Raw genomic sequence first — 23,106 nt, 5'->3', positions numbered from 1 at the left:
TTGTGCACAACGTCGTCACCCGGGCCTTCCCGGGTCCCGTACACTTCTCATGGCGATCCGGGTCACCGGATCGACTTCGCACGCCCCGCTACCGGCGCGTCAGTCCCTTTCGGGCAGCCCGGTGGCCGTGTCTCTCGGTCCGCGGAACGGTCCCTCGCAAGGGCACCTTTCACGGCGGGCACGTCGGGGCGTCAGGAGCGGCGGCCGCCCGGCCGCCGTGGAACCGAGTATTTCAAGGAGCGCGGCCATGGCCGTCGTCACGATGCGGGAGCTGCTGGAGAGCGGCGTCCACTTCGGTCACCAGACCCGTCGTTGGAACCCGAAGATGAAGCGTTTCATCTTCACGGAGCGCAACGGCATCTACATCATCGACCTGCTCCAGTCGCTGTCGTACATCGACCGCGCCTACGAGTTCGTCAAGGAGACCGTCGCGCACGGTGGCTCCATCATGTTCGTCGGCACGAAGAAGCAGGCCCAGGAGGCCATCGCCGAGCAGGCGACCCGCGTCGGGATGCCGTACGTCAACCAGCGCTGGCTGGGCGGCATGCTCACCAACTTCTCGACCGTCTACAAGCGCCTGCAGCGCCTGAAGGAGCTCGAGCTCATCGACTTCGAGGATGTGGCCGCCTCCGGCCTCACCAAGAAGGAGCTGCTCGTCCTCTCCCGCGAGAAGAGCAAGCTGGAGAAGACCCTCGGCGGCATCCGCGAGATGCAGAAGGTGCCCAGCGCCGTCTGGATCGTGGACACCAAGAAGGAGCACATCGCCGTCGGTGAGGCGCGCAAGCTGCGCATCCCGGTCGTCGCGATCCTCGACACCAACTGCGACCCCGACGAGGTCGACTACAAGATCCCGGGCAACGACGACGCGATCCGTTCCGTCACGCTGCTCACCCGCGTGATCGCCGACGCCGTCGCCGAGGGCCTCATCGCCCGCTCCGGTGCCGCCACCGGTGACGCCAAGGCCGACAAGGCCGCCGGCGAGCCGCTCGCCGAGTGGGAGCGCGACCTGCTCGAGGGCGAGAAGAAGGCTGACGACACCGAGGCTCCGGCCGCTGAGGCTCCGGCCGCCGAGGCCGAGAAGCCGGCCACGGACGAGCAGGCCTGACAACTCAGTCGCGGTAGATGACGGCGGGGGTCGGCGCGAGCGCGCCGCCCCCGTCGCGCACCCGTAGTCACAACGACTTCCGAGAGAGATTCACCATGGCGAACTTCACCGCCGCTGACGTCAAGAAGCTCCGCGAGCTCACCGGCGCCGGCATGATGGACTGCAAGAAGGCGCTGGACGAGGCTGCCGGCGACCTGGACAAGGCCGTCGAGATCGTCCGCGTCAAGGGCCTGAAGGGCGTGGCCAAGCGCGAGAGCCGCACCACCTCGAACGGTGCCGTCGTCTCGGTCATCGCCGACGACAACACCTCCGGTGTGCTCGTCGAGCTGAAGTGCGAGACCGACTTCGTCGCCAAGGGCGAGAAGTTCAACGAGGTCGCCGCGGCGCTGGCCGCCCACGTCGCCAAGACCGCTCCGGCGGACCTCGAGGCGCTCATGGCGTCCGAGATCGAGGCTGGCAAGACCGTCCAGGCGTTCGTGGACGAGGCCAACGCCACGCTCGGCGAGAAGATCGTCGTCGACCGCTTCGCGCGCTTCGCCGACGGCTTCGTCTCCGCGTACATGCACCGCACCGCCGCGGACCTCCCGCCGCAGGTCGGCGTCCTGGTCGAGCTCGACAAGGACAACGCCGAGGTCGCCAAGGACGTCGCGCAGCACATCGCCGCGTTCGCGCCGAAGTTCCTCTCCCGCGAGGACATCCCGGCCGACGTGCTCGAGAACGAGCGCCGTGTCGCCGAGGCCACCGCCCGCGAGGAGGGCAAGCCCGAGGCCGCCCTGCCGAAGATCATCGAGGGTCGCGTCACCGGTTTCGTCAAGGAGAACTCCGTTCTCGAGCAGGCGTTCGCCAAGGACAACAAGAAGACCGTCCAGAAGGTTCTGGACGAGGCCGGTGTCACGCTGAAGCGCTTCTCGCGCATCCGCGTCGGCGCCTGAGCCGTCAGCAGGGCAGCGAATGACCTGCGACCCGCTAGGGTCGTACGCAGCCGACCCTCCACCGGTCGGCCGCTGATGTGACGAGGAGGCCATTGCCGTCAAGGGATCTGATAAAGACCCATCCGGCAATGGCCTTCTTCGTATGTGCACGAGGAGATCTCCAATGAATCAGGGTGCGGACGCCCGGCCGGCAGCCGACGACAAAAGCGACGACCACGGCAAACGCCGTCGGTTTATGCTCAAACTGTCCGGCGAGGCATTCGCCGGCGGCGGGGGCCTCGGTGTCGACCCCGATGTCGTGCACGCCATCGCTCGTGAGATCGCGGCAGTCGTCCGCGAGGGCTACGAGATCGCCGTCGTCATCGGCGGCGGCAACTTCTTCCGCGGCGCCGAGCTCCAGCAGCGCGGCATGGACCGTGCCCGCTCGGACTACATGGGCATGCTCGGCACCGTGATGAACTCGCTCGCCCTCCAGGACTTCCTGGTCAAGGAAGGCGTCGAGACGCGGGTGCAGACCGGCATCACCATGGGCCAGGTCGCCGAGCCGTTCATCCCGCTGCGCGCGGTGCGCCACCTGGAGAAGGGCCGCGTCGTCATCTTCGGCGCCGGTATGGGCATGCCCTACTTCTCCACCGACACCACCGCCGCCCAGCGCGCCCTGGAGATCCACGCCGAGGCGATCCTGATGGGCAAGAACGGTGTCGACGGGGTCTACGACTCCGACCCGAAGAAGAACCCCGACGCGGTGAAGTTCGACGCCCTCGAATACAGCGAGGTGCTCTCGCGCGGCCTCAAGGTCGCCGACGCCACCGCCATCTCCCTGTGCATGGACAACAAGGTGCCGATCCTCGTCTTCGAGCTGCTCGCCGAGGGCAACATCGCGCGTGCGGTCAAGGGTGAGAAGATCGGCACGCTCGTGAGCGACCAGAGCACGCGGGCCTGACGGCCCGGACAACCGCCGGCCTGGGCGATCACGCTGCCCAGGGACGGCAACACCGTGCCGTGGGAAGACCCCGGCACGGGGATGGACAACTGCCTGCCGGTCGGACACCGTGCAGGAGAAGACGCGCGCAGGGGCGAGGCTCTGCTTACTGATAACACCAGGAGCAAGTGGTGATCGAAGAGATCCTCCTCGAGGCCGAGGAGAAGATGGAGAAGGCCGTTGTGGTCGCCAAGGAAGACTTCGCGGCGATCCGCACCGGGCGTGCGCACCCCGCGATGTTCAACAAGATCGTGGCGGACTACTACGGCGCGCTGACGCCGATCAACCAGCTGGCGTCCTTCTCGGTGCCGGAACCGCGCATGGCCGTCGTGACGCCCTTCGACAAGAGCGCGCTGCGCAACATCGAGCAGGCCATCCGCGACTCGGACCTCGGTGTCAACCCGAGCAACGACGGCAGCATCATCCGGGTGACGTTCCCGCAGCTGACCGAGGAGCGCCGCAAGGAGTACATCAAGGTCGCGCGCGGCAAGGGCGAGGACGCGAAGATCTCGATCCGCGCCATCCGCCGTAAGGCGAAGGAAACCCTCGACAAGCTCGTCAAGGACAAGGAGTCCGGCGAGGACGAGGTGCGCCGCGCGGAGAAGGAGCTCGACGACACCACCGCGAAGTACGTCACGCAGGTGGACGAGCTGCTCAAGCACAAGGAAGCCGAGCTCCTCGAGGTCTGATGAACGACACATCCTGGGGGGCCCCGTCGAGCGCCGGGTACTGGGGGTCCACCGACCGCGGACCCTCCCCCTCGCTCGGAGGGGACGTGCGCCCGGGCTCGGCGGGTCCTGTGCATGAGGCGGGCGCCGCGGCGCAGACTCGGCCCATGCCCATCGTGCCCTCCTCAGGCGGAGACCAGGACGACCGTGACGAGGGGGCCGCCCACCTGCGCGGCCCCCTGTTCCGTGATGAACAGGAGCCCGACATCCGGCCCCAGGATTCTGCCCCGGAGCCTGCAGTTCCCCAGGCGCCCAAGGCCGGGAAGAAGAGCGCCGGCCGCGATCTCCGGGCCGCGATAGGGGTGGGACTGGGCCTCGGCGCGGTCATTCTCGCCTCCTTGTTCATCTACAAGCCCGTCTTCCTCGGCGTGATCGTCGTCGCCGTCGTCGTCGGGCTGTGGGAGCTGACCTCCCGCCTGGCCGAGCGGAAGGCGATCAAGGCCCCGCTGGTGCCGCTCGCGCTCGGCGGTGCCGCCATGGTCATCGCCGGCTACGCGAGCGGTGCCGAGGGCGCGTGGGTGGCCATGGCGTTCAGCGCGCTCGCCGTGCTGGTGTGGCGGATGCCCGAGCCGCCGGACGGCTATCTCAGGGATGTCACGGCGGGCATCTTCGCCGCGTTCTACGTGCCCTTCCTGGCCACCTTCGTGGCCCTGATGCTGGCCGCGGGCGACGGCGCGTGGCGAGTGCTCACCTTCCTGATCCTGACGGTCGTCAGCGACACGGGTGCGTACGCGGTGGGCTGGAAGTTCGGCAAGCGCAAGCTGGCGCCGCGCATCAGCCCCGGCAAGACGCGCGAGGGCCTGCTGGGGGCCGTCCTGTTCGCCATGGTGGCGGGCGCGCTGTGCATGCGCTTCCTGATCGACGACGGGCAGTGGTGGCAGGGCCTGCTGCTCGGCCTCGCCGTCGCGGTCAGCGCCACGCTGGGCGACCTCGGCGAGTCCATGATCAAGCGTGACCTGGGCATCAAGGACATGGGCGCCCTGCTGCCCGGCCACGGCGGGATCATGGACCGGCTGGACTCCCTGCTGCCCACCGCCCCCGTGGTATGGCTGCTGATGGTGATCTTCGTCGGCAGCGCGTAGGGCTCCGGCCTGCGCTTTTCTCGGTGAGGGGCTCGTTGTCCACAGGACGGCGGGCCCCTCTCCGCACGTCTGCGACACTGGTAGGACCATGCCTGCACCTGGAGAACTCACTTTCGTCGCGCCGCGCGGGGCCAAGCAGCCCCCGCGGCACCTTGCCGACCTCTCGCCCGCCGAGCGCCGCGAGGCGGTTGCCGCGATCGGCGAGAAGCCGTTCCGCGCGAAGCAGCTGTCGCAGCACTACTTCGCCCGGTATGCGCACGACCCCGCGGCATGGACCGACATCCCTGCCGCCTCCCGCGAGAAGCTCGCGGCCGAGCTGCTGCCCGAGCTGATGAGTGTCGTCCGGCACATCTCGTGCGACGACGACACCACCCGCAAGACCCTCTGGCGGCTGCACGACGGCAAGCTGGTCGAGTCGGTGCTGATGCGCTATCCCGACCGGGTCACCATGTGCATCAGCTCCCAGGCCGGCTGCGGGATGAACTGCCCGTTCTGTGCCACGGGCCAGGCCGGTCTCGACCGCAATCTGTCGGCCGCCGAGATCGTGCACCAGATCGTGGACGGCATGCGCGCGCTGCGCGACGGCGAGGTGCCCGGCGGGCCCGCGCGCCTGTCCAACATCGTCTTCATGGGCATGGGCGAGCCGCTCGCCAACTACAAGCGGGTCGTCGGCGCCATCCGCCGGCTCACCGACCCCGAGCCGGACGGCCTCGGCCTCTCCCAGCGCGGTATCACCGTCTCCACCGTCGGCCTGGTCCCCGCGATGCACCGCTTCGCCGACGAGGGCTTCAAGTGCCGCCTCGCGGTCTCGCTGCACGCGCCCGACGACGAGCTGCGCGACACCCTGGTGCCGGTCAACACCCGCTGGAAGGTCCGCGAGGTCCTCGACGCCGCCTGGGAGTACGCGGAGAAGTCGGGCCGCCGCATCTCCATCGAGTACGCCCTGATCCGCGACATCAACGACCAGGCGTGGCGCGGTGACCTGCTCGGCCGGCTCCTCAAGGGCAAGCGCGTGCACGTCAACCTCATCCCGCTCAACCCCACCCCGGGCTCGAAGTGGACGGCCTCCCGGCCGGAGGACGAGCGGGCGTTCGTCCAGGCGATCGCCGCGCACGGCGTGCCGGTGACCGTTCGCGACACCCGCGGCCAGGAGATCGACGGCGCCTGCGGGCAGCTGGCGGCGGCCGAGCGCTGAGCGCGGTCCCGGGGCGGCACTGATACGGTGCCTTCGCGCCTTCGAGCGCACAAACGAACGCACAAATGAACAATCCGACAGGGGAGCGCGAGAGCGCTGAGAGTGCGGCACGGGCCGCAGACCCTCGGACCTGATCCGGGTCATACCGGCGTAGGGAGTCAGACGCACCATGAACACCAACCTCCGGCGTGCCCTCGGCGCGGCGGCCGCCGTCGCGCTCGGCCTGCCCGCGCTGGCCGCCTGCGGCTCGGGCGGCTCCGGCGGGACCGACGGCGGCAAGACCGTCACCCTGGTCTCGCACGACTCGTTCCAGATCTCGGACAGCGTGCTCAAGGACTTCGAGAAGCAGAGCGGCTACACCGTCAAGACGGTCAAGAGCGGTGACGCCGGAGCGGCCGTCAACCAGGCGATCCTCTCCGCCAGGCACCCCCAGGGCGACGTCTTCTTCGGCGTCGACAACACCCTCCTGTCGCGCGCCCTGGACAAGGACCTCTTCACGCCGTACGAGGCCAAGGGCCTGGACCGCGTCCCCAAGGACCTCCAGCTCGACGCCGCGCGGCACCGGGTCACCCCGATCGACACCGGCGACATCTGCGTCAACTACGACCGCGCGTATTTCGCCGGCCACAAGCTGGCCCCGCCGCAGTCCTTCGACGACCTGATCAAGCCGGAGTACAAGAACCTCCTGGTCACGGAGAACTCCGCCACGTCCTCGCCCGGCCTGGCCTTCCAGCTCGGCAGCATCGCGAAGTACGGCGACGCCGGCTGGCAGGACTACTGGAAGAAGCTCAAGGCCAACGGCGTCGAGGTGGTCGACGGCTGGGAGCAGGCGTACAACCAGCGCTTCTCCGGCTCCGCCGCGGGCCGGAAGGCCAAGGGCGACAAGCCGCTGGTCGTCTCCTACGCCTCCAGCCCGCCCGCCGAGGTGATGGATGTGAAGCCGGAGCCGAAGGAGGCCCCGACCGGTGTCGCGACCGGCACGTGCTTCCGCCAGATCGAGTTCGCCGGACTGCTGTCCGGCGCGAAGAACACCGAGGGCGGCAAGGCGCTGGTCGACTTCCTGCTGAGCAGGAAGTTCCAGGAGGACATGCCGCTGACGATGTTCGTCAAGCCCGCCGCCGAGGACGCCGCGCTGCCGGAGCTGTTCACCAAGTACGGCGCGAAGGTCACCGACCCCGCGACGCTCGCCCCCGAGAAGATCGCCAAGAACCGCGAGCAGTGGGTCAAGGCATGGTCCTCGATCGTCCTGAAGTAGACGTCGCGGCAAAGCCGTCCGAGGGCCCCAGGAGCGCCTCCGGGCGGTCCCGGCGGCCCTGGCGGCCGACGGCGGTGCGGCTCGGCCTGATGGCCGTGCCGCTCGCCTTCTTCGGGGTCTTCTTCGCCTATCCCGTCGCCGCGATCGTCTCCCGCGGTCTCAAGGACGGCGGGCGCTGGCAGTTCGGCCGCGTCGGCGAGGTCGTCACCGACCCCGCCATCGGCCACGTCCTGTGGTTCACGACCTGGCAGGCCCTCGCCTCCACCGCGCTGACCCTCGCCCTCGCGCTCCCCGGCGCGTACGTCTTCGCGCGCTTCGACTTCCCCGGCAAACAGCTGCTGCGGGCCGTGGTCACCGTTCCCTTCGTCCTGCCGACCGTCGTCGTCGGCTCGGCGTTCCTGGCGCTGCTCGGGCGCGGCGGGCTGCTGGACGAGCTGTGGGGCGTGCGCCTGGACACCACGGTGTGGGCGATCCTCCTCGCCCACGTCTTCTTCAACTACGCCGTCGTCGTACGGACCGTCGGCGGCCTCTGGGCGCAGCTCGACCCGCGCCAGGAGGAGGCGGCGCGGGTGCTGGGAGCGGGCCGGTTCGCCGCCTGGCGGCGGGTGACGCTGCCCGCCCTGACGCCCGCCGTGGCCGCCGCGGCGCTGATGGTCTTCCTCTTCACCTTCACCTCCTTCGGCGTCGTGCAGATCCTGGGCGGCCCGCGCTACTCCACGCTGGAGGTGGAGATCTATCAGCAGACCGCGCAGCTGCTGGACCTGCCGACCGCGGCCGTGCTCACGCTCGTGCAGTTCGTCGCGGTGGCCGTGCTGCTCGTCGTGCACGGCCGGACCGTGCGCCGCAGGGAGTCCGCCCTGAGGCTCGTCGACGCCGCGCGCACCGCCCACAGGCCGCGCGGCGCGGCGCAGTGGGCGCTGCTCGGCTCCGTGCTGACCGTGATCGCGCTGCTGGTGCTGGTGCCGCTCGTCGTCCTCACCCTGCGCTCCTTCGACGGCCCGGACGGCTACGGCCTGGCCTTCTACCGCGCCCTCGCCTCGGCGGGGGACAACGGCGGGACGTTCGTCGTCGCCCCGCTGGAGGCCATCGGCAATTCGCTGGCGTACGCGCTGGCGGCCACCGGCATCGCGGTGGTCGTGGGCGGCCTGGCCGCCGCCGCCCTCACCCGGCGCGCGGGGAAGCTCGTCCGCGGCTTCGACGCGCTGCTGATGCTGCCGCTCGGCACCTCCGCGGTGACCGTCGGCTTCGGCTTCCTGATCACCCTGGACGAGCCGCCGCTGGACCTGCGCACGTCGTGGATCCTGGTGCCGCTCGCGCAGGCCCTGGTGGGCGTGCCGTTCGTCGTGCGGACCATGCTGCCCGTGCTGCGCGCGGTGGACGCCCGGCTGCGCGAGGCCGCCGCGGTGCTCGGCGCCTCACCGCTGCGCGCCTGGCGCGAGGTCGACCTGCCGCTGGTGGGCCGCGCCCTGGCGGTCGCGGCCGGTTTCGCGTTCGCCGTGTCACTGGGCGAGTTCGGGGCGACCGTCTTCATCGCCCGGCCCGACAACCCGACGCTGCCCGTGGCCGTGGCACGCCTGCTCGGCCGGCCCGGCGAGCTCAACTACGGCCAGGCGATGGCCCTCAGCACGATCCTGATGCTGGTGTGCGCGGCGGCGCTGCTGGTGCTGGAGCGCGTACGCACCGACCGTTCGGGAGAGTTCTAGATGTCCCTGCTGCGACTGGACGGCGTGACCGTCCGCTTCGGCGAGCGCGCGGCGCTGGACGCGGTCGGCCTTGAGGTGGCCGAGCACGAGACGGTGTGCGTGCTCGGACCGAGCGGCAGCGGCAAGTCCACACTGCTGCGGGTGGTCGCCGGCTTGCAGCGGGCGGACGCCGGGCGGGTGTTCCTCTCCGGGCACGACCAGACCGGTGTGCCGACGCACCGGCGTGAGGTGGGCCTGATGTTCCAGGACCACCAGCTCTTCCCGCAGCGGGACGTGGGCGGCAATGTCGGCTTCGGGCTGCGCATGCGCGGGACCGGCCGCGCCGAGGCGGAGCGCCGGGTGGCCGAACTGCTCGACATGGTGGGCCTGCCGGGCGCCCAGCGGCGGCCCGTCGCGGCGCTGTCGGGCGGCGAGCAGCAGCGCGTCGCGCTCGCCCGCGCGCTCGCCCCGCGGCCGCGGCTGCTGATGCTCGACGAGCCACTGGGCCAGCTCGACCGGAGCCTGCGCGAGCGCCTCGTGGTGGAGCTGCGGGAGCTCTTCGGGCGGCTGGGCACCACCGTGCTGGCCGTCACCCACGACCAGGGCGAGGCGTTCGCGCTCGCCGACCGTGTCGTGGTGATGCGGGACGGCCGCATCGCGCAGGCCGGGACCCCGCTGGAGGTCTGGCAGCGGCCGGCGTCGGAGTTCGTGGCCCGCTTCCTCGGTTTCGACAACGTGGTCGGGGCGACGGTCTCCGGGGAGCGCGCCGACACGGTGTGGGGCAAGGTCCCGGTGCCCGCCGGGACCCTGGAGGGCCGCTGCCGTCTGCTCGTACGGCCCGCCGGTGTGCGCCTGGCACCGGAGGCGGAAGGGCTGCCCTGCACGGTCACCGGGCGGACCTTCCGGGGCGATCACGTGGTGGTGCTGCTCCGGCCCGCGCAGGGCCCGGAGCTGGAGGCCGCGTGCGGGCTGCGGGACGCGCCGGAGACGGGCGACCGGGTGGGCGTGGTGTTCCGCGCCGACGACGTGGTGGTGCTGAGCGGTTCCTGACCGTACGGGAACGGGCCGGCCGCCTGGTCCGTGGGGGACAGGCGGCCGGCCCGTACGCGTACGTCCGGCGGAGTGTCAGCCGCCGGACGCCGGCTGGAGTTCCTTCTCTTCCGCCTCCGCCGCCGGCGCGCCCTCCGGTTCGCCGAACCACGCGACCGCCACCGCGCCGGTCACCGCCAGCAGGAAGCCGAGCACCGCGACCCAGGCGAAGCCGGGGCGGGAGCTGTCACCGAGCAGGAGGACGCCGATGATGCCCGGCAGGACGGTCTCGCCGACGACCAGCGCCGCGGTGGCGCCGTTGACCGAGCCGATCTGGAGGGCGACCGTGTGCAGGTACATGCCGACGGCGCCGGATATGAGGATGGCGTAGAGGGCCGGGTCCGCGAGCAGGGTGGGCAGGTCGAACGGGTCGATGCCGTCCAGGACGCGCACGCCCACACCGATCGCGCCGAAGCCGAGGCCGGACAGCAGACCGGCCAGGATCGCCGCCCGGGAGCCCATGAGGCGTACGGCCACCGTGCCGCCGCCCATCAGCACGACCGAGATGACCAGCAGCCACCAGTGGGTGGACCGCGCGGCGTCACCGCCGCCCTCGTGGCCCGCGGCGGTCGCCAGCAGCACCAGCGCGGAGCAGACCACACCGATCGACGCCCATTCGGGCTTGGTCAGCCGGATGCCCAGGAGCTTGATGCTCAGCAGGGCCGTGACGACGAGGTTGGCGCTGATGACCGTCTGGGACAGGAACAGCGGCAGCATCCGGGCGGCCAGCGCGCCCAGCCCGAAGCCTATGAAGTCCAGGACCGTACCGACCATGAACTCCCAGGTCACGGCGGCCTTCGCGGTGGAGGAGAGGCTCGGCCCGCCGTGCTGGGTGGTGCCCGTGGACGAGGCGGTGGCGGCCTCCTGGCGGGCCGATTTCCGCGATCCCACGGCTTGCAGGACAGAACCCGTTCCATAACAGGCCGAGGCCGCGACAGCCGTCACAAGGCCGATGATCACCAATTGCTCCGTTCGCCTGATAAACCGTCGTGCTTCTGAGCCAGACGTGCTTTTCGGCGCGGAAGTTGCCTTGGGTCAAGAAAAGGTCAAGAACGGGTTCGTCGAGGGACCGCGTTGCCGGCCGCCTGTGGGAGCCCGTGGGACCGGCCGCCCGCGCCGGTGCCTCCTCGCGAGGAGTCCACCGGCGCGAGGAGGCCGCCGTCGGCCGTCCCGCGGCCGACGCCTCCAGCAGGGGCCACGCGGGAAGCGTACGTGTCCGCTGCGCGCGGCCGGACAGCGCCTCGGGCGCCGACTCAGCGGACCGTCAGCGGCGATCTCCCGGGCACTGCCACCGTCACCTGGTCATGGGCAGCGCGGCCAGCTCGGCGATCGCCCATGTCAGAGGGGTGAGCACGGCCAGCAGCACGCAGGTGCGCAGCACCGCCGCGCCCCGGAGCATCGAGACGGGGAGCCCCAGGCGCTGGAGCGCCGCCGTGGTGCCCGACCGGCTCTGCCGGCTGTCCAGGGCGGCGGTGATGGCGGTGGCGGTCACACAGGCCATCACCAGGGCCGCGCCGAGACCGGTCAGCGGGCCGAAGGGGCGGGGCCCGGAGCCCTCCCAGGCCGCGCCGTAGAGCTCCGACGCGGCGAGGGCGCCCGAGGCCACGGCGCACAGCACGCCGAGCGGCCGGCCGATCCGGGTGGCCGCGTCCTGCAGTATGCGCCCGGCCAGCAGCCGTACGGCGCCGGGCCGTCCGGCCGACAGCAGGACCCCGCACCAGTGCGTCAGGCCGGGCCCGGCGAGGACCAGCCCGAGCGAGGCCAGGAGCCAGCCGCCGATGACACCGGGGGAGGCGCCGTCGCCGCGGCCGGGCAGCGACAGCAGGGTGTCGGGGTCGGGCGCGGGGCCGCGGCCCACGTACGCCTCCATCGCGAGGCCGACCGAGATGATCGCGATGCCCCAGGGCAGACCGGCGTAGGCGGGCCTGGGCGCGGGCGGGACGGCCGGTTCCGGCACGGGCGCCCCCGCCTCGGCCTCGGGGGTCACGGGCTGCCGGCCGGCCGCGCTCTCGCGGCGCGGGCGCAGCGCGACGGCGCAGGTGGCCGACGCCAGGACCGGCAGCAGGCCGAGGAGGGTCAGCGTCGCGCCCCACGGCAGGTGCGCGTGCCCGTCGAGCACCCGCTCGGCGGAGCCGCTCAGCGGAGTGCCGCCGAGGCCGCCGCGGAGCTCCAGATAGACCAGCAGGGCGAAGCCGCTGCCGAGCGTGCAGGAGATCGCCGTCGAGGCCGCCGCGAGGAGGGACATCCGCACCGGCCCGAGGCCCGCCGCGTCCAGCCCCGCGCGCGGGCGGGTGGAGGGGTCCGTGCGGGCCACGGCGAGGGCGAACTGCACGACGGCGGCGAGCGGTACGGCGCACCACACCAGCCTTACGACGGACTGCCCGGTCTCCTTCGGGTGCGCCGCCGCGTATCCGAGGGTGCACAGCAACAGGAAGCCGACGCCCGCGGCAGCCGCCGCGACCAGCAGTCTGCGCAGCAGGACGAGCGGGTGGGCGCCGAGCGCTAGGCGGAGACTGAGCACGCCGCCCTGCCCTCTCCGCCGGGCGCGTCGGGCGCCGGGATGCCGCTGGCCCGGCGGCCGTCGGCCAGGGCGACCGTACGGTCGGCGAGCGTGGCGATCTCGTCGTCCAGGGTGGCGATGACGACCGTGATCTGGTGCGAGCGCGCGGCCGTGGTCAGCGTGCGCAGCACCTGCGCCCGGTCGGCGTTGTGCAGGGGCGCGGTGGGCTCGTCCGCGAAGATGACGGTCGGTTCGGTGGCCAGCGCGCGGGCGATGGCGATCCGCTGACGCTGCGCCATCAGCATGGCCCCCGGCCGCTTGCGGGCGCAGTCGCCGACGTCGAGGCGCTCCAGCCACTCACCGGCGGTCCGTTTGGCGGCCCGGTGGCCGATGCCGCGCAGCAGCAGTGGCAGGGCGGCGTTCTCCCAGCCGCTGAGCTCCGGGACGAGATGGGGCTCGCTGTCGATCCAGCCGAACCGCTCGCGGCGCAGCCGCTCCCGGGCCGGGCGCGAAAGGGTGTGCACGGGCGCGCTGTTGAACCACACCTCGCCGGGCGTGGGCAGCAGCTGGCCCGAGAGGCATTTCAGGAGTGTGCTCTTCCCGGAACCACGTGTCCCGGTGACGGCGAGGATCTCGCCCTCGCGCACGCCCACGGAGACCCCGGCGAGAGCGGGGGAGCCGTCGTACGCGTAATGCAGGCCACGTGCCCAGAGCACGTCGTTGTCCGGCGGGGCCACCATATCGAGCACCTCGGGTCGCTTGAGAGGGTCCGTTCCCCTGTCCGGGTGAACGAACCGGAGGCCATTGGGTCACTGGCACCGTACGGAACCGGGATCCTAGCCCTCGCCCAGGCTCGGCGCTGGAGGGCCCCTTTTCCTCCGGTCGGCCTCATCCTCGGCGCTCGCCCGTCCGTCGGAGCGCATCCGCGCGGGACGTGTGAGCGGAGGTGCGGCCGGAGCGCGGTCGCTCCGGCCGGGAGCCGTGGCCCCCGCGCGCGTGGGGTGAAGGGGGTCGCGCGGGGCCACGGCGGGGGGACGGGCCGGTGGTGGGATCCGGCCCGTCCTGGTCGCTCAGATCTTGGTCCACGCCTCCGTGAGGACGCCACGGACTATCTGCTCGATCTCGTCGAACGTCGACTGGTCGGAGACCAGCGGCGGCGACAGCTGGATGACCGGGTCGCCGCGGTCGTCGGCCCGGCAGTACAGGCCGTTCTCGAACAGCTGCTTGGAGACGAAGCCGTAGAGCAGGCGCTCACACTCCTCGGGCGTGAAGGACTGCTTGGTGGCCTTGTCCTTCACCAGCTCGATGCCGTAGAAGAAGCCGTTGCCCCGCACGTCGCCGACGATCGGCAGGTCGTTCAGCTTCGACAAAGTGGCGCGAAAAGCCGCTTCGTTGTCCAGAACGTGCTGGTTGAGGCCCTCGCGCTCGAAGATGTCGAGGTTCGTCAGCGCCACGGCGGCGGAGACCGGGTGACCGCCGAAGGTGTAGCCGTGCAGGAAGGTCGCGTCGCCCTTGAAGAAGGGCTCGGCGATCCGGTCGGAGATGACGGCGGCGCCGATCGGGGAGTAGCCCGACGTCATGCCCTTGGCGCAGGTGATGATGTCCGGGACGTAGCCGAACTTGTCGCACGCGAACATCGTGCCGAGGCGGCCGAAGGCGCAGATGACCTCGTCCGAGACCAGCAGGACGTTGTGGCGGTCGCAGATCTCGCGCACCCGCTGGAAGTAGCCGGGCGGCGGCGGGAAGCAGCCGCCCGCGTTCTGCACGGGCTCCAGGAAGACCGCGGCGACGGTGTCCGGGCCCTCGAAGAGGATCTCCTGCTCGATCTGGTCGGCGGCCCAGCGGCCGAACGCCTCGGGGTCGTCACCGTGGATCGGGGCGCGGTAGATGTTGGTGTTGGGCACCTTGTGCGCGCCGGGGACCAGCGGCTCGAACGGCGCCTTCAGGGCCGGCAGACCGGTGATGGACAGCGCGCCCTGCGGGGTGCCGTGATAGGCGACGGCCCGTGAGATGACCTTGTACTTGGTGTGGTTGCCGGTCAGCTTGTGGAACTGCTTCGCGAGCTTCCACGCGGTCTCGACGGCCTCGCCGCCGCCGGTGGTGAAGAAGACCTTGTTGAGGTCGCCGGGGGCGTAGTGGGCCAGTCGCTCGGCCAGCTCGACGGCCTTGGGGTGGGCGTAGCTCCACACCGGGAAGAAGGCCAGCTCCTGCGCCTGCTTGGCGGCGGCCTCCGCCAGCTCGGCCCGGCCGTGGCCGGCCTGGACCACGAACAGCCCCGCGAGGCCGTCGAGATAGCGCTTGCCCTTGTCGTCGTAGATGTAGGTGCCCTCGCCGCGCACGATGGTGGGCACGGGGGCGTTCTCGTACGACGACATGCGGGTGAAGTGCATCCACAGGTGGTCGTACGCCGTCTGGGAGAGATCCTTGCTCACGGCTATCGGGTTCCCCATGTGTAGGTCTGCTTGCGGAGCTTGAGGTAGACGAAGCTCTCGGTGGAGCGCACGCCGGGGAGGGTCCGGATGCGCTTGTTGATCATTTCGAGGAGGTGGTCGTCGTCCTCGCAGACGATCTCGATGAGGAGGTCGAAGGAGCCGGCGGTCATCACCACGTACTCCACCTCGTCCATCGCGGTCAGGGCGTCGGCCACCGGGTCGAGGTCGCCCTCGACGTTGATGCCGACCATCGCCTGCCGCCGGAATCCGACGGTGAGCGGGTCGGTGACGGCGACGATCTGCATCACGCCCTGGTCGAGCAGCTTCTGCACCCGCTGCCGGACGGCCGCCTCGGACAGCCCGACGGCCTTGCCGATCGCCGCGTAGGGGCGGCGGCCGTCCTCCTGGAGTTGCTCGATGATCGCCAGGGAGACGGCGTCGATCGGGGGCGTGCCCTGCACGCTCTTCGGGTCTGCGCTACGAGTGGCCACGGACTCCACTGTGCATGGGACTCGTCTGTGTGGCAACCCTTGGGCGATGAAATTCGTTGCGAAGCGGGTCTTGAATCACTGATTCCGTTGTTTCCGGGTGGTAGGTATGTCGAAAGCGTCGCCTCACTGACTAGGCTGGTGTCTCGCCCATCGGACAGCTGACAGAAAGGGTGGCGCACGTGACCACCGAGCTGCGACGTCTTCGCAACTACATCGCCGGAGAATTCCGGGACGCCGCCGACGGGCGGACCACCGAGGTGGTCAATCCCGTCACCGGCGAGGCGTACGCCACCGCCGCCCTGTCCGGTGCCGCCGACGTCGACGCCGCCATGGCCGCGGCCGAGGCGGCCTTCCCGGCCTGGCGCGACCTGGTGCCCGGCGACCGGCAGAAGGTCCTGCTCAAGATCGCCGACGCCTTCGAGGCGCGGGCCGAGGAGCTGATCGCCACCGAGTCGGAGAACACCGGCAAGCCGCTCGCGCTCACCCGCAGCGAAGAGATCCCGCCCATGGTGGACCAGATCCGCTTCTTCGCCGGCGCCGCCCGGATGCTGGAGGGCCGCTCCGCCGGTGAGTACATGGAGGGGATGACCTCCATCATCCGCCGGGAGCCGATCGGCGTCTGCGCGCAGGTCGCGCCGTGGAACTACCCGATGATGATGGCCGTGTGGAAGTTCGCCCCGGCGCTCGCCGCGGGCAACACGGTCGTCCTCAAGCCCTCCGACACCACGCCCGCCTCCACGCTCCTGATGGCCGAGATCATCGGCGGGGTGCTGGAGGAACTGGGCCACCCCAAGGGCGTCTTCAACGTGATCTGCGGCGACCGGGAGACCGGCCGCCTCATGGTGGAGCACCCGGTGCCCGCCATGGCCTCGATCACCGGCTCCGTGCGCGCCGGCATCCAGGTGGCGGCGTCCGCCTCCAAGGATGTCAAGCGCGTCCACCTGGAGCTGGGCGGCAAGGCGCCCGTCGTCGTCTTCGAGGACGCCGACATCGCCAAGGCGGTCGAGGACATCGCGGTGGCGGGCTACTTCAACGCCGGCCAGGACTGTACGGCCGCGACCCGTGTGCTCGTGCACGAGTCCGTGCACGACGAGTTCGTGACCGCGCTCGCCAAGGCGGCCGCCGACACCAGGACCGGCCTGCCGGACGACGAGGACGTGCTCTACGGCCCGCTCAACAACGCCAACCAGCTCCAGCAGGTGACCGGCTTCATCGAGCGGCTGCCCGCCCACGCCAAGGTGGAGGCCGGCGGCCACCGCGTCGGCGACCGGGGCTACTTCTTCGCGCCGACCGTCGTCTCCGGGCTCAAGCAGGACGACGAGATCATCCAGCACGAGGTCTTCGGCCCCGTCATCACCGTCCAGTCCTTCACGGACGAGGAGCAGGCCGTCGCCTACGCCAACGGCGTCGAGTACGCCCTGGCCTCGTCGGTGTGGACGAAGGACCACGGGCGGGCCATGCGGATGTCCCGGCGGCTGGACTTCGGCTGTGTGTGGATCAACACCCACATCCCGCTCGTCGCCGAGATGCCGCACGGCGGCTTCAAGCAGTCCGGCTACGGCAAGGACCTCTCGGGCTACAGCTTCGAGGACTACACGCGCATCAAGCACGTGATGACGTCGCTGGGCTGACCCCCTCGCCAGGCCACCGGCCGCGGCCCCCACCGGATCTCCGGCGGGGGCCGCGGCCGTTTCCCGCCCGGCCGTTTCCCCGCGGCCGGGAGCCCCCGGCGTGGCCCCGCTCACGTCGCTCCCCACGGGCTCGGCGGCGGCCCGGTCGCCGGTACCATCGAACGCCCGGACGATGAGCCGGTGGAGCACGCCCGGCCCGGCACGCGGTCGGATTCCGCTCGCCCCGGCGGCCCGCCCCGTCAAGGTGTCGGGGGAGGGGAGCCGCTCCCGGACAGGCCGTACATTGCCCGCGAAGATCAGAACCGCCATGCTGCCGAAATGCGAGTGAGCCCCGTGAACACGCTGTCCCGCCGGTCCCTGCTGCGCGCGCTCGGCGCCGGCGCGGGGGCCGCCGCACTCGCCGGTTGCGGGGTGCCCGCCGCGTACGTCCAGCCGGGCGACCGGACCGCGCGGGACCGGTCCGGGAGCGACAAGCGGCTCGTCTTCGCCAACTGGCCGCTCTACATCGACACCGACGAGAAGGACCCCCAGCGCAGGCCCACGCTGGAGGGCTTCGAGAAGAGCAGCGGGATCTCGGTGAAGTACACCGAGGAGATCAACGACAACGACGAGTTCTTCGGCAAGATCAGCCCGGCCCTGATGAACCACCAGGCGACCGGCCGGGATCTCGTCGTCGTCAGCGACTGGATGTGCGCGCGCTACGTCCGCCTGGGCTGGGTCCAGGAGATGGACCGCGCCCGCCAGCCGAACGTGGAGCGGCGGCTCGACCCCCTGCTGCGCAAGCCGCACTTCGACCCCGGGCGGCTGCACAGCGTGCCCTGGCAGTCCGGCATCACCGGCATCGCCTACAACCGCAAGAAGCTCGGCCGCGAGATCCGGCACACCTCAGACCTGTGGAAGAGCGACCTCCGGGGGCGGGTCACCCTGCTCGCCGGGATGGACGAGGCGTTCTCGCTGCTCATGCAGGGCAACGGCGCGGACGTCACCCGCTGGACCGCCGACGACTTCCACACCATGGCCGACCAGCTCCGCGACCTGGTCCGCAAGCGCCACATCCGCCGTTTCACCGGCAACGACTACATCAAGGACCTCTCCTCCGGGGACGTCCTGGCGTGCCAGGCGTATTCCGGTGACGTCATCCAGCTCCAGGCCGACAACCCGGACATCGAGTTCGTCGTCCCGGAGGAGGGCGCGGAGCTGTGGGCCGAGAGCCTGATGATCCCCAACCTCGCCCGTCACAAGCGCAACGCGGAAGACCTCATCGACTACTACTACCGGCCCGACGTCGCGGCCCGGCTGGCGGCCGCGGTCAATTACGTCTGCCCGGTGCCGGACGCCCGCGAGGTGCTCGCCTCGTCCAAGGACAAGGACCTCGCCGCGCTCGCCGAGAACCCGCTGATCTTCCCCAGCCAGGAGATGCGCAAACGGCTCGCCACCGCCCGCGACATGACGGCGCGGGAGCGCCCCGGTTTCACCAAGGAGTGGAACGAGATCGTCGGTCTCTGAGGCCGCCCCCCGAGGGGCCCGGTTCGATCAAGAGGCCCTTGGTGCAAGGGGGTTGAGGGTGGCTGATTCCGTTTCCCCGGGTAAATTCCGCCACCGAATCCGTCGCCGAAACGGGTCTTGACCGGTGATCTCGGGGATGGTCAGACTGTCGAAATCGCCGAGAGGTCATCGGCGTGCAGACCACCGGGGGAGTGATCGCACTGAACGGCAACAGTTTCGGCATGCTCGCACAACCCTCCATCGTCGAGGCCATGGAAGCCCTGCCACGGACCGCCCGCGGGGCGGGGCTCGGGGCGGACATCGACGCGGCGCACGAGGAGATGTTCGCGCCGGGCGCCCGGCAGGAGACCCGGGAAGCGGCCCTGCTGGCCTGGCTGGAGCAGGCGCGGCCGTGCTCGTACGGCCGGTTCGTGGCGAAGATCGGCCATCCGTCGGCCGCCCGCAGGCGCAAGGGCCTCGACCTCTGCTGGATCCTGGAGGACGACCTCGCCAGGGGCCACGACCACGTCGCCGCCAAGGTGTGGACGGCCCGTGCCGCATGGAAGCGGCGGGCGGTCGAGGGCGAGTCCAGCGCCTTCCTGATCGTCTTCAGCGACAGGCGGCTCGCCTTCGCGCGCCCCAGCCGCGAACTGGGCGAACTCTGCCGCGCTTTGGCCGGCACCTATCTCTCCGAATGCGCGCCGGTCGCGTACGACACCGTCTACGCCGAAGCGCTGCCGCTGCGGCGGCCCGACGGAAGCGTGTCCCTCTTCAAGGCGGGCACCCGGCTGCTCTACACGGGAGCGCACGGGAGCGCACGGCCCGAGCGCCGGATCCCCGGGGGCGTGGCGATCTCGGTCAACTCACCCGGCCATTACGCGCATTCCCTCGGCCACCGCGGGTTCGTGCCGGGCCCGGAGGCGGCCTCCGCGTCGTACGACGTGGATGTGCTCGTGCCCCGCGGCATCGCCGGGGACGACGGCGACCGGCGGGGGACAGGCGACGAGGCGCTGCGGCTGGACTGCCTCACGCCCAGGGAGTTCTCCGTGAGCGACCCCGAGCACGGGTGGTCGAGCGGACTGCCCATAGGGGACGACGCGGTGCTGACCAACCCCTGGGAGCCCGTGGGGGTGGGCTGAGCCCGGCCGGGCCCGGTACGGCCCTCAGGCGCCGGCCGGGCCCGGCACCAGTGAGCGCAGCGCCGTGATGCGGTTGGTGGTGATGGAGTCCACGCCCGAGGCCAGCAGGCGGCGCATCGTGCGGCGCGTGTCCGCCGTCCACGCCGAGACCAGGAAGCCCTGGGCGTGGTGGGCGGCGACGAGCTCCGGGCTCAGCAGGCCGAAGCGGTAGTTGATCCAGTGCGGGCGCACCCGGTCGAGCAGGGCGGCGCGCGGCGGGGCGAGCGACGTCCAGGTGAGCGCGATCTCGGCCTCCGCGTCCGCCCGGCGGACGGCGAGCATCGACTCCGGGCCGCCGCAGTAGTACACCCGCCCGGCCGCCCCGCTCGCGTGGACCTCGGCCACGGCCGCCTCCGCGGCCGAGACGTCCGGCAGGTCGACGAAGAGCCGCCGGTCCGGGACCGCCTCCGCCCCGGCGAGCGCGAGCGCCTCACGCAGCGTCGGCACCCCGCCGCCCGTCAGCCCCCGCAGCTCGTCGGCCGAGAGCGAGCCCAGGAAGCGGGAGTGCTCCCAGAGCCGCTCCAGCGTCGCGTCGTGCAGCAGTACGGGCACACCGTCCCGCGTCAGCCGCACATCGACCTCGACCGCGTCCGCCCCCGCCCGCAGCGCCGAGCGGATCGAGGCGAGGGTGTTCTCGCGGTGGACGTACGGGTCGCCGCGATGGGCTACGGCGGTGCAGGCGGGAGGGGCGGAGCGTGGGGTGGACATGCGGCCATTGTGGCCGGAGAGCCACCGCTCCGGGGTCAGTTCAGGTGGCCCGCCGTGTAGGAGTCGATCTCCGCGCGCAGCGCCGCCTTGGCCGCCGGGTCCATGAAGGATGCCTCGACGGCGTTCTTGGCGAGCTCGGCGACGCCCCGGGCGTCGAGGCCGAGCAGCCGGGCCGCGACCCCGTACTCCTTGTTGAGGTCCGTGCCGAACATCGGCGGGTCGTCGCTGTTGACGGTGACCAGGACACCCGCGGCGACCATCTCCTTGACGGGGTGCCGCTCCAGATCGGTCACCGCCCGGGTGGCGAGGTTGGAGGTGGGGCAGACCTCCAGCGGGATGCGGTGCTCGGCGAGATGGGCCAGCAGCGCGGGGTCCCGCGGCGCGCTCGTGCCGTGGCCGATGCGCTCGGCGCGCAGGTCCACGAGGGCGTCCCAGATCGTCTGCGGGCCGGTGGTCTCCCCGGCGTGCGGGACGCTGTGCAGCCCGGCCGCGACGGCCCGGTCGAAATACGGCTTGAACTGCGACCGCGGCACCCCGATCTCCGGACCGCCGAGCCCGAAGGAGACGAGCCCCTCGGGCTTGAGCTCGCAGGCGATCCGGGCCGTCTCCTCGGCGGCCTCCAGACCGGCCTCGCCCGGGATGTCGAAGCACCAGCGCAGTATCACGCCCAGTTCGGCCTCGGCCGCCTTGCGGGCGTCCTCGATCGCCTCCACGAACGCCGCGTCCGGGATGCCGCGCCGGGTCGAGCTGTAGGGGGTCACCGTCAGCTCGGCGTAGCGGATGTTCTGCCGGGCCATGTCGCGGGCGACCTCGTAGGTGAGCAGCCGCACGTCCTCCGCGTCCCGGATGAGGTCGACCACCGACAGGTACACCTGGATGAAGTGCGCGAAGTCGCGGAAGGTGAAGAAGTCCGCGAGCGCCTCGGGGTCGGTGGGCACCGGGGAGTCGGGGTGGCGGGCGGCCAGCTCGGCGACGATGCGCGGGGACGCGGAACCGACGTGGTGCACGTGCAGCTCCGCCTTCGGGAGCCCTGCGATGAACGAGTCGAGTACGGACATGCGGGCCTCCACGGCTGTGCGGTCGACGGGTGGCGATCATCGTATGCGGGGCGGGCGCCGGGCCCGTGCTCAGGCCTTAGCATGACGGGGAAAACGACTGGGGAGGACTATGTCCGACAAGGGGTCCGAGACCGGGTCCGACAAGGGCGCCATGGCCGACGGGCGGCCGGAGTCCGGGGACCGCGATCCCTGGGCTCCGCCGGAGCGCCGCGCGCCGCTCGAGGGGACCGGCGAACAGCAGGTGCCCCAGCAGCGCGTGCCTCTCGACAAGCCCGGCGCACAGACGGCGCCCGGGGCGCACGGCGCCGTGCCGCCGAGCGCCCCCCAGGGCCCGCCCCCGTACGCCTTCCCCCCGGCCGGGCCGGCCGCCTCCGCCGTGCCACCGGTGCCGCCGGTGCCGCAGGCGCCCACCGGGCCGGGCACGCCGAGCGCGTATCCCCTGGGCCCGTACGGGCAGCAGCCCTACGGTCAGCCGCCGTACGGCCAGCCTCCGTACGGTCACGCCGTCCCCTACGGGCAGCAGCCTCCCTACGGCTACGCGCCGCCCGGCTCCTACGGCTATCCCACGGCGCCCTACGGACCCGGCTGGCAGCAGCCCGGGCCCGCGGCCGGGAACAGCCTCGGCGTCGCCGCCCTCGTGCTCGGCATCATCGGGACCGTGCTGTCGCCGACGGTCTTCCTCGGGGTCGTCCTCGGCATACTCGCGATCATCTTCGGCGGCATAGGCCGGTCCAAGGTGAGCAACGGCGAGGCGGACAACGGCGGGCAGTCCCTCGCCGGCCTGATCCTCGGCGGTGTGGGGCTGGTCGCCAGCGTGCTGATGCTGATCTTCTACATCAACGTGGGCCACAGCGACCACAAGTCCCCCGCTCCGGAGGACGACCCGGGCGCGACCTACGGGGCGTATCTGTCCGCCGCCGTGCGGGTCGTGGACCGCGTCCCTGGCCGCTAGGCCGCCAGGTGCTCCCGGGCCGCCATCAGGGCGAAGCCCAGCAGATTCTCCCCGCGCCAGCGCGCGGGGTCCTGGGCCCGCTCGTCGTCGGCGGCCAGGCCGATGCCCCAGACCCGGTCGAGCGGGCTGGCCTCGACCAGCACCCGGTCGCCCGTGCCGAGCAGATACGCGCGGAGCTCCGCGTCCTGCGCGAACTTGTGGACGCTGCCCTCCACCACGAGCGCGAAGCGGTGCCGCCGCCAGACCTCCTCGTCGAAGCCGCGCACCGTGCGGCCGGCGTCCTTCGCCTCCTTGGGGTGGCCGGCCGCGAGGACCCGGGCCAGCGCCTCCCCGTCGTCGAAGAGCCGGGCCTTGCCCGCCATCATCCAGTGCTCGGCCGTGGCGTAGACCGTGCCGTCCACTGTGAACGGTGACGGCCACCACTGGCTGAAACACCCCTGCCCCACGCTGCCGTCCCGCCGCGGCCGGTGGCCCCAGAAGCAGACGTACTTCACATGCTCGCCGCGGGCGACGGCCTCCTTCAGCTGTTCCACCGACCGCGGTCCGCGCGCATCCCCGTTGATCTTCATGCCCGTCATTCTGGCACCGGCCACCGACAAACGGCAGGGAATATTCCGGTGG

21 protein-coding genes and 1 riboswitch are annotated in these 23,106 nt (G+C 71.4%); of the genes, 13 read left to right on the top strand and 8 right to left on the bottom strand.

The features are described from left to right. Positions 1-247 precede the first annotated feature (247 nt). The 9 genes from rpsB (at position 248) to ACZ4A5_RS08240 (ending at position 10,011) form a co-directional block, all read left to right on the top strand. Positions 248-1,105 (top strand): 30S ribosomal protein S2, encoded by an 858-nt coding sequence (gene rpsB, locus ACZ4A5_RS08280; protein WP_467579840.1) that lies wholly within the window; start codon positions 248-250, stop codon positions 1,103-1,105. 95 nt (positions 1,106-1,200) lie between these two features. Continuing rightward, entirely contained in the window at positions 1,201-2,037 is an 837-nt protein-coding gene (tsf, locus tag ACZ4A5_RS08275) for a translation elongation factor Ts (RefSeq protein WP_467579837.1), read from the top strand. 163 nt (positions 2,038-2,200) lie between these two features. Next, complete coding sequence (gene pyrH, locus ACZ4A5_RS08270) at positions 2,201-2,980, top strand: UMP kinase (protein ID WP_467579834.1); 780 nt, start codon at positions 2,201-2,203, stop codon at positions 2,978-2,980. Between the two features lie 170 nt (positions 2,981-3,150). Continuing rightward, a complete protein-coding gene (gene frr / locus ACZ4A5_RS08265; RefSeq protein WP_467579831.1) occupies positions 3,151-3,708 on the top strand; it encodes a ribosome recycling factor in 558 nt (185 codons plus the stop codon). Next, positions 3,708-4,829, top strand: coding sequence for a phosphatidate cytidylyltransferase (locus tag ACZ4A5_RS08260; RefSeq protein ID WP_467579829.1), 1,122 nt, complete (start codon positions 3,708-3,710; stop codon positions 4,827-4,829). Before frr ends, ACZ4A5_RS08260 begins: the two co-directional genes overlap by 1 nt. A gap of 88 nt (positions 4,830-4,917) precedes the next feature. After that, on the top strand, positions 4,918-6,024 hold the full coding sequence (rlmN, locus tag ACZ4A5_RS08255) for a dual-specificity RNA methyltransferase RlmN (protein WP_361525243.1): 1,107 nt from the start codon (positions 4,918-4,920) through the stop codon (positions 6,022-6,024). A gap of 69 nt (positions 6,025-6,093) precedes the next feature. Continuing rightward, positions 6,094-6,198: riboswitch (TPP riboswitch) on the top strand. After that, the gene (locus ACZ4A5_RS08250) at positions 6,194-7,279 is read left to right on the top strand and encodes a thiamine ABC transporter substrate-binding protein (protein WP_467579824.1); all 1,086 of its coding nucleotides are present in this window, start codon (positions 6,194-6,196) and stop codon (positions 7,277-7,279) included. (Overlaps the previous riboswitch by 5 nt.) Before the next feature lie 89 nt (positions 7,280-7,368). Next, positions 7,369-8,982: an ABC transporter permease gene (locus ACZ4A5_RS08245; protein WP_467580199.1), complete on the top strand. Its 1,614-nt coding sequence runs from the start codon at positions 7,369-7,371 to the stop codon at positions 8,980-8,982. After that, on the top strand, positions 8,983-10,011 hold the full coding sequence (locus ACZ4A5_RS08240; protein ID WP_467579822.1) for an ABC transporter ATP-binding protein: 1,029 nt from the start codon (positions 8,983-8,985) through the stop codon (positions 10,009-10,011). Between the two features lie 75 nt (positions 10,012-10,086). Here the strand turns inward: ACZ4A5_RS08240 and ACZ4A5_RS08235 are convergent, their stop codons facing one another. The 5 genes from ACZ4A5_RS08235 to ACZ4A5_RS08215 all read right to left on the bottom strand — a co-directional run bounded on the left by ACZ4A5_RS08235 (position 10,087) and on the right by ACZ4A5_RS08215 (position 15,473). Next, complete coding sequence (locus ACZ4A5_RS08235) at positions 10,087-11,010, bottom strand: DMT family protein (protein ID WP_467579819.1); 924 nt, start codon at positions 11,008-11,010, stop codon at positions 10,087-10,089. A 334-nt stretch (positions 11,011-11,344) separates the two neighbouring features. Then, a complete protein-coding gene (locus tag ACZ4A5_RS08230; protein WP_467579816.1) occupies positions 11,345-12,571 on the bottom strand; it encodes a hypothetical protein in 1,227 nt (408 codons plus the stop codon). Continuing rightward, positions 12,553-13,290, bottom strand: a complete 738-nt coding sequence (locus tag ACZ4A5_RS08225) for an ABC transporter ATP-binding protein (RefSeq protein ID WP_398869877.1) — start codon at positions 13,288-13,290, stop codon at positions 12,553-12,555. Before ACZ4A5_RS08225 ends, ACZ4A5_RS08230 begins: the two co-directional genes overlap by 19 nt. 330 nt (positions 13,291-13,620) lie before the next feature. After that, positions 13,621-15,000, bottom strand: a complete 1,380-nt coding sequence (locus tag ACZ4A5_RS08220) for an aspartate aminotransferase family protein (RefSeq protein WP_467579812.1) — start codon at positions 14,998-15,000, stop codon at positions 13,621-13,623. Further along, entirely contained in the window at positions 14,985-15,473 is a 489-nt protein-coding gene (locus ACZ4A5_RS08215; RefSeq protein ID WP_116215956.1) for an Lrp/AsnC family transcriptional regulator, read from the bottom strand. The genes ACZ4A5_RS08220 and ACZ4A5_RS08215 overlap by 16 nt, the downstream gene beginning before the upstream one ends. A gap of 179 nt (positions 15,474-15,652) precedes the next feature. On the opposite strand from ACZ4A5_RS08215, the gene ACZ4A5_RS08210 reads away from it, so the two are divergent. The 3 genes from ACZ4A5_RS08210 to ACZ4A5_RS08200 all read left to right on the top strand — a co-directional run bounded on the left by ACZ4A5_RS08210 (position 15,653) and on the right by ACZ4A5_RS08200 (position 19,728). Further along, a complete protein-coding gene (locus tag ACZ4A5_RS08210; protein WP_467579807.1) occupies positions 15,653-17,104 on the top strand; it encodes a gamma-aminobutyraldehyde dehydrogenase in 1,452 nt (483 codons plus the stop codon). A gap of 342 nt (positions 17,105-17,446) precedes the next feature. Then, entirely contained in the window at positions 17,447-18,610 is a 1,164-nt protein-coding gene (locus ACZ4A5_RS08205; protein ID WP_467580197.1) for a polyamine ABC transporter substrate-binding protein, read from the top strand. A 221-nt stretch (positions 18,611-18,831) separates the two neighbouring features. Next, positions 18,832-19,728 (top strand): hypothetical protein, encoded by an 897-nt coding sequence (locus ACZ4A5_RS08200; protein ID WP_467579804.1) that lies wholly within the window; start codon positions 18,832-18,834, stop codon positions 19,726-19,728. A 24-nt stretch (positions 19,729-19,752) separates the two neighbouring features. Here ACZ4A5_RS08200 and ACZ4A5_RS08195 read toward each other — a convergent pair whose 3' ends face one another. Together ACZ4A5_RS08195 and ACZ4A5_RS08190 are read right to left on the bottom strand one after the other, a co-directional pair. Further along, positions 19,753-20,475, bottom strand: coding sequence for a glycerophosphodiester phosphodiesterase (locus tag ACZ4A5_RS08195; RefSeq protein WP_467579801.1), 723 nt, complete (start codon positions 20,473-20,475; stop codon positions 19,753-19,755). Between the two features lie 35 nt (positions 20,476-20,510). Then, positions 20,511-21,533 (bottom strand): adenosine deaminase, encoded by a 1,023-nt coding sequence (locus tag ACZ4A5_RS08190; RefSeq protein WP_467579798.1) that lies wholly within the window; start codon positions 21,531-21,533, stop codon positions 20,511-20,513. 109 nt (positions 21,534-21,642) lie between these two features. On the opposite strand from ACZ4A5_RS08190, the gene ACZ4A5_RS08185 reads away from it, so the two are divergent. Further along, positions 21,643-22,485 (top strand): DUF4190 domain-containing protein, encoded by an 843-nt coding sequence (locus tag ACZ4A5_RS08185; protein ID WP_467579795.1) that lies wholly within the window; start codon positions 21,643-21,645, stop codon positions 22,483-22,485. On the opposite strand, the gene ACZ4A5_RS08180 is transcribed toward ACZ4A5_RS08185, so the two are convergent. Further along, entirely contained in the window at positions 22,482-23,054 is a 573-nt protein-coding gene (locus ACZ4A5_RS08180) for an NADAR family protein (RefSeq protein ID WP_467579792.1), read from the bottom strand. The genes ACZ4A5_RS08185 and ACZ4A5_RS08180 overlap by 4 nt on opposite strands. Positions 23,055-23,106 lie beyond the last annotated feature (52 nt).

Source organism: Streptomyces sp. NPDC025618 (assembly GCF_055558795.1).
This window is presented reverse-complemented; position numbering and strand designations above follow the sequence as displayed.

What these genes read in the sequence shown, in the direction of transcription:
- pyrH (WP_467579834.1), top strand. Translation starts at nt 2,201, where the DNA reads ATGAATCAGGGTGCGGACGCCCGGCCGGCAGCCGACGACAAAAGCGAC.
- ACZ4A5_RS08260 (WP_467579829.1), top strand. Translation starts at nt 3,708, where the DNA reads ATGAACGACACATCCTGGGGGGCCCCGTCGAGCGCCGGGTACTGGGGG.
- ACZ4A5_RS08185 (WP_467579795.1), top strand. Translation starts at nt 21,643, where the DNA reads ATGTCCGACAAGGGGTCCGAGACCGGGTCCGACAAGGGCGCCATGGCC.
- ACZ4A5_RS08180 (WP_467579792.1), bottom strand. Translation starts at nt 23,054, where the DNA reads ATGAAGATCAACGGGGATGCGCGCGGACCGCGGTCGGTGGAACAGCTG.
- ACZ4A5_RS08220 (WP_467579812.1), bottom strand. Translation starts at nt 15,000, where the DNA reads ATGGGGAACCCGATAGCCGTGAGCAAGGATCTCTCCCAGACGGCGTAC.
- ACZ4A5_RS08240 (WP_467579822.1), top strand. Translation starts at nt 8,983, where the DNA reads ATGTCCCTGCTGCGACTGGACGGCGTGACCGTCCGCTTCGGCGAGCGC.
- ACZ4A5_RS08245 (WP_467580199.1), top strand. Translation starts at nt 7,369, where the DNA reads ATGGCCGTGCCGCTCGCCTTCTTCGGGGTCTTCTTCGCCTATCCCGTC.
- ACZ4A5_RS08200 (WP_467579804.1), top strand. Translation starts at nt 18,832, where the DNA reads ATGCTCGCACAACCCTCCATCGTCGAGGCCATGGAAGCCCTGCCACGG.
- rlmN (WP_361525243.1), top strand. Translation starts at nt 4,918, where the DNA reads ATGCCTGCACCTGGAGAACTCACTTTCGTCGCGCCGCGCGGGGCCAAG.
- ACZ4A5_RS08250 (WP_467579824.1), top strand. Translation starts at nt 6,194, where the DNA reads ATGAACACCAACCTCCGGCGTGCCCTCGGCGCGGCGGCCGCCGTCGCG.
- tsf (WP_467579837.1), top strand. Translation starts at nt 1,201, where the DNA reads ATGGCGAACTTCACCGCCGCTGACGTCAAGAAGCTCCGCGAGCTCACC.
- ACZ4A5_RS08190 (WP_467579798.1), bottom strand. Translation starts at nt 21,533, where the DNA reads ATGTCCGTACTCGACTCGTTCATCGCAGGGCTCCCGAAGGCGGAGCTG.
- rpsB (WP_467579840.1), top strand. Translation starts at nt 248, where the DNA reads ATGGCCGTCGTCACGATGCGGGAGCTGCTGGAGAGCGGCGTCCACTTC.
- ACZ4A5_RS08195 (WP_467579801.1), bottom strand. Translation starts at nt 20,475, where the DNA reads ATGTCCACCCCACGCTCCGCCCCTCCCGCCTGCACCGCCGTAGCCCAT.
- ACZ4A5_RS08225 (WP_398869877.1), bottom strand. Translation starts at nt 13,290, where the DNA reads ATGGTGGCCCCGCCGGACAACGACGTGCTCTGGGCACGTGGCCTGCAT.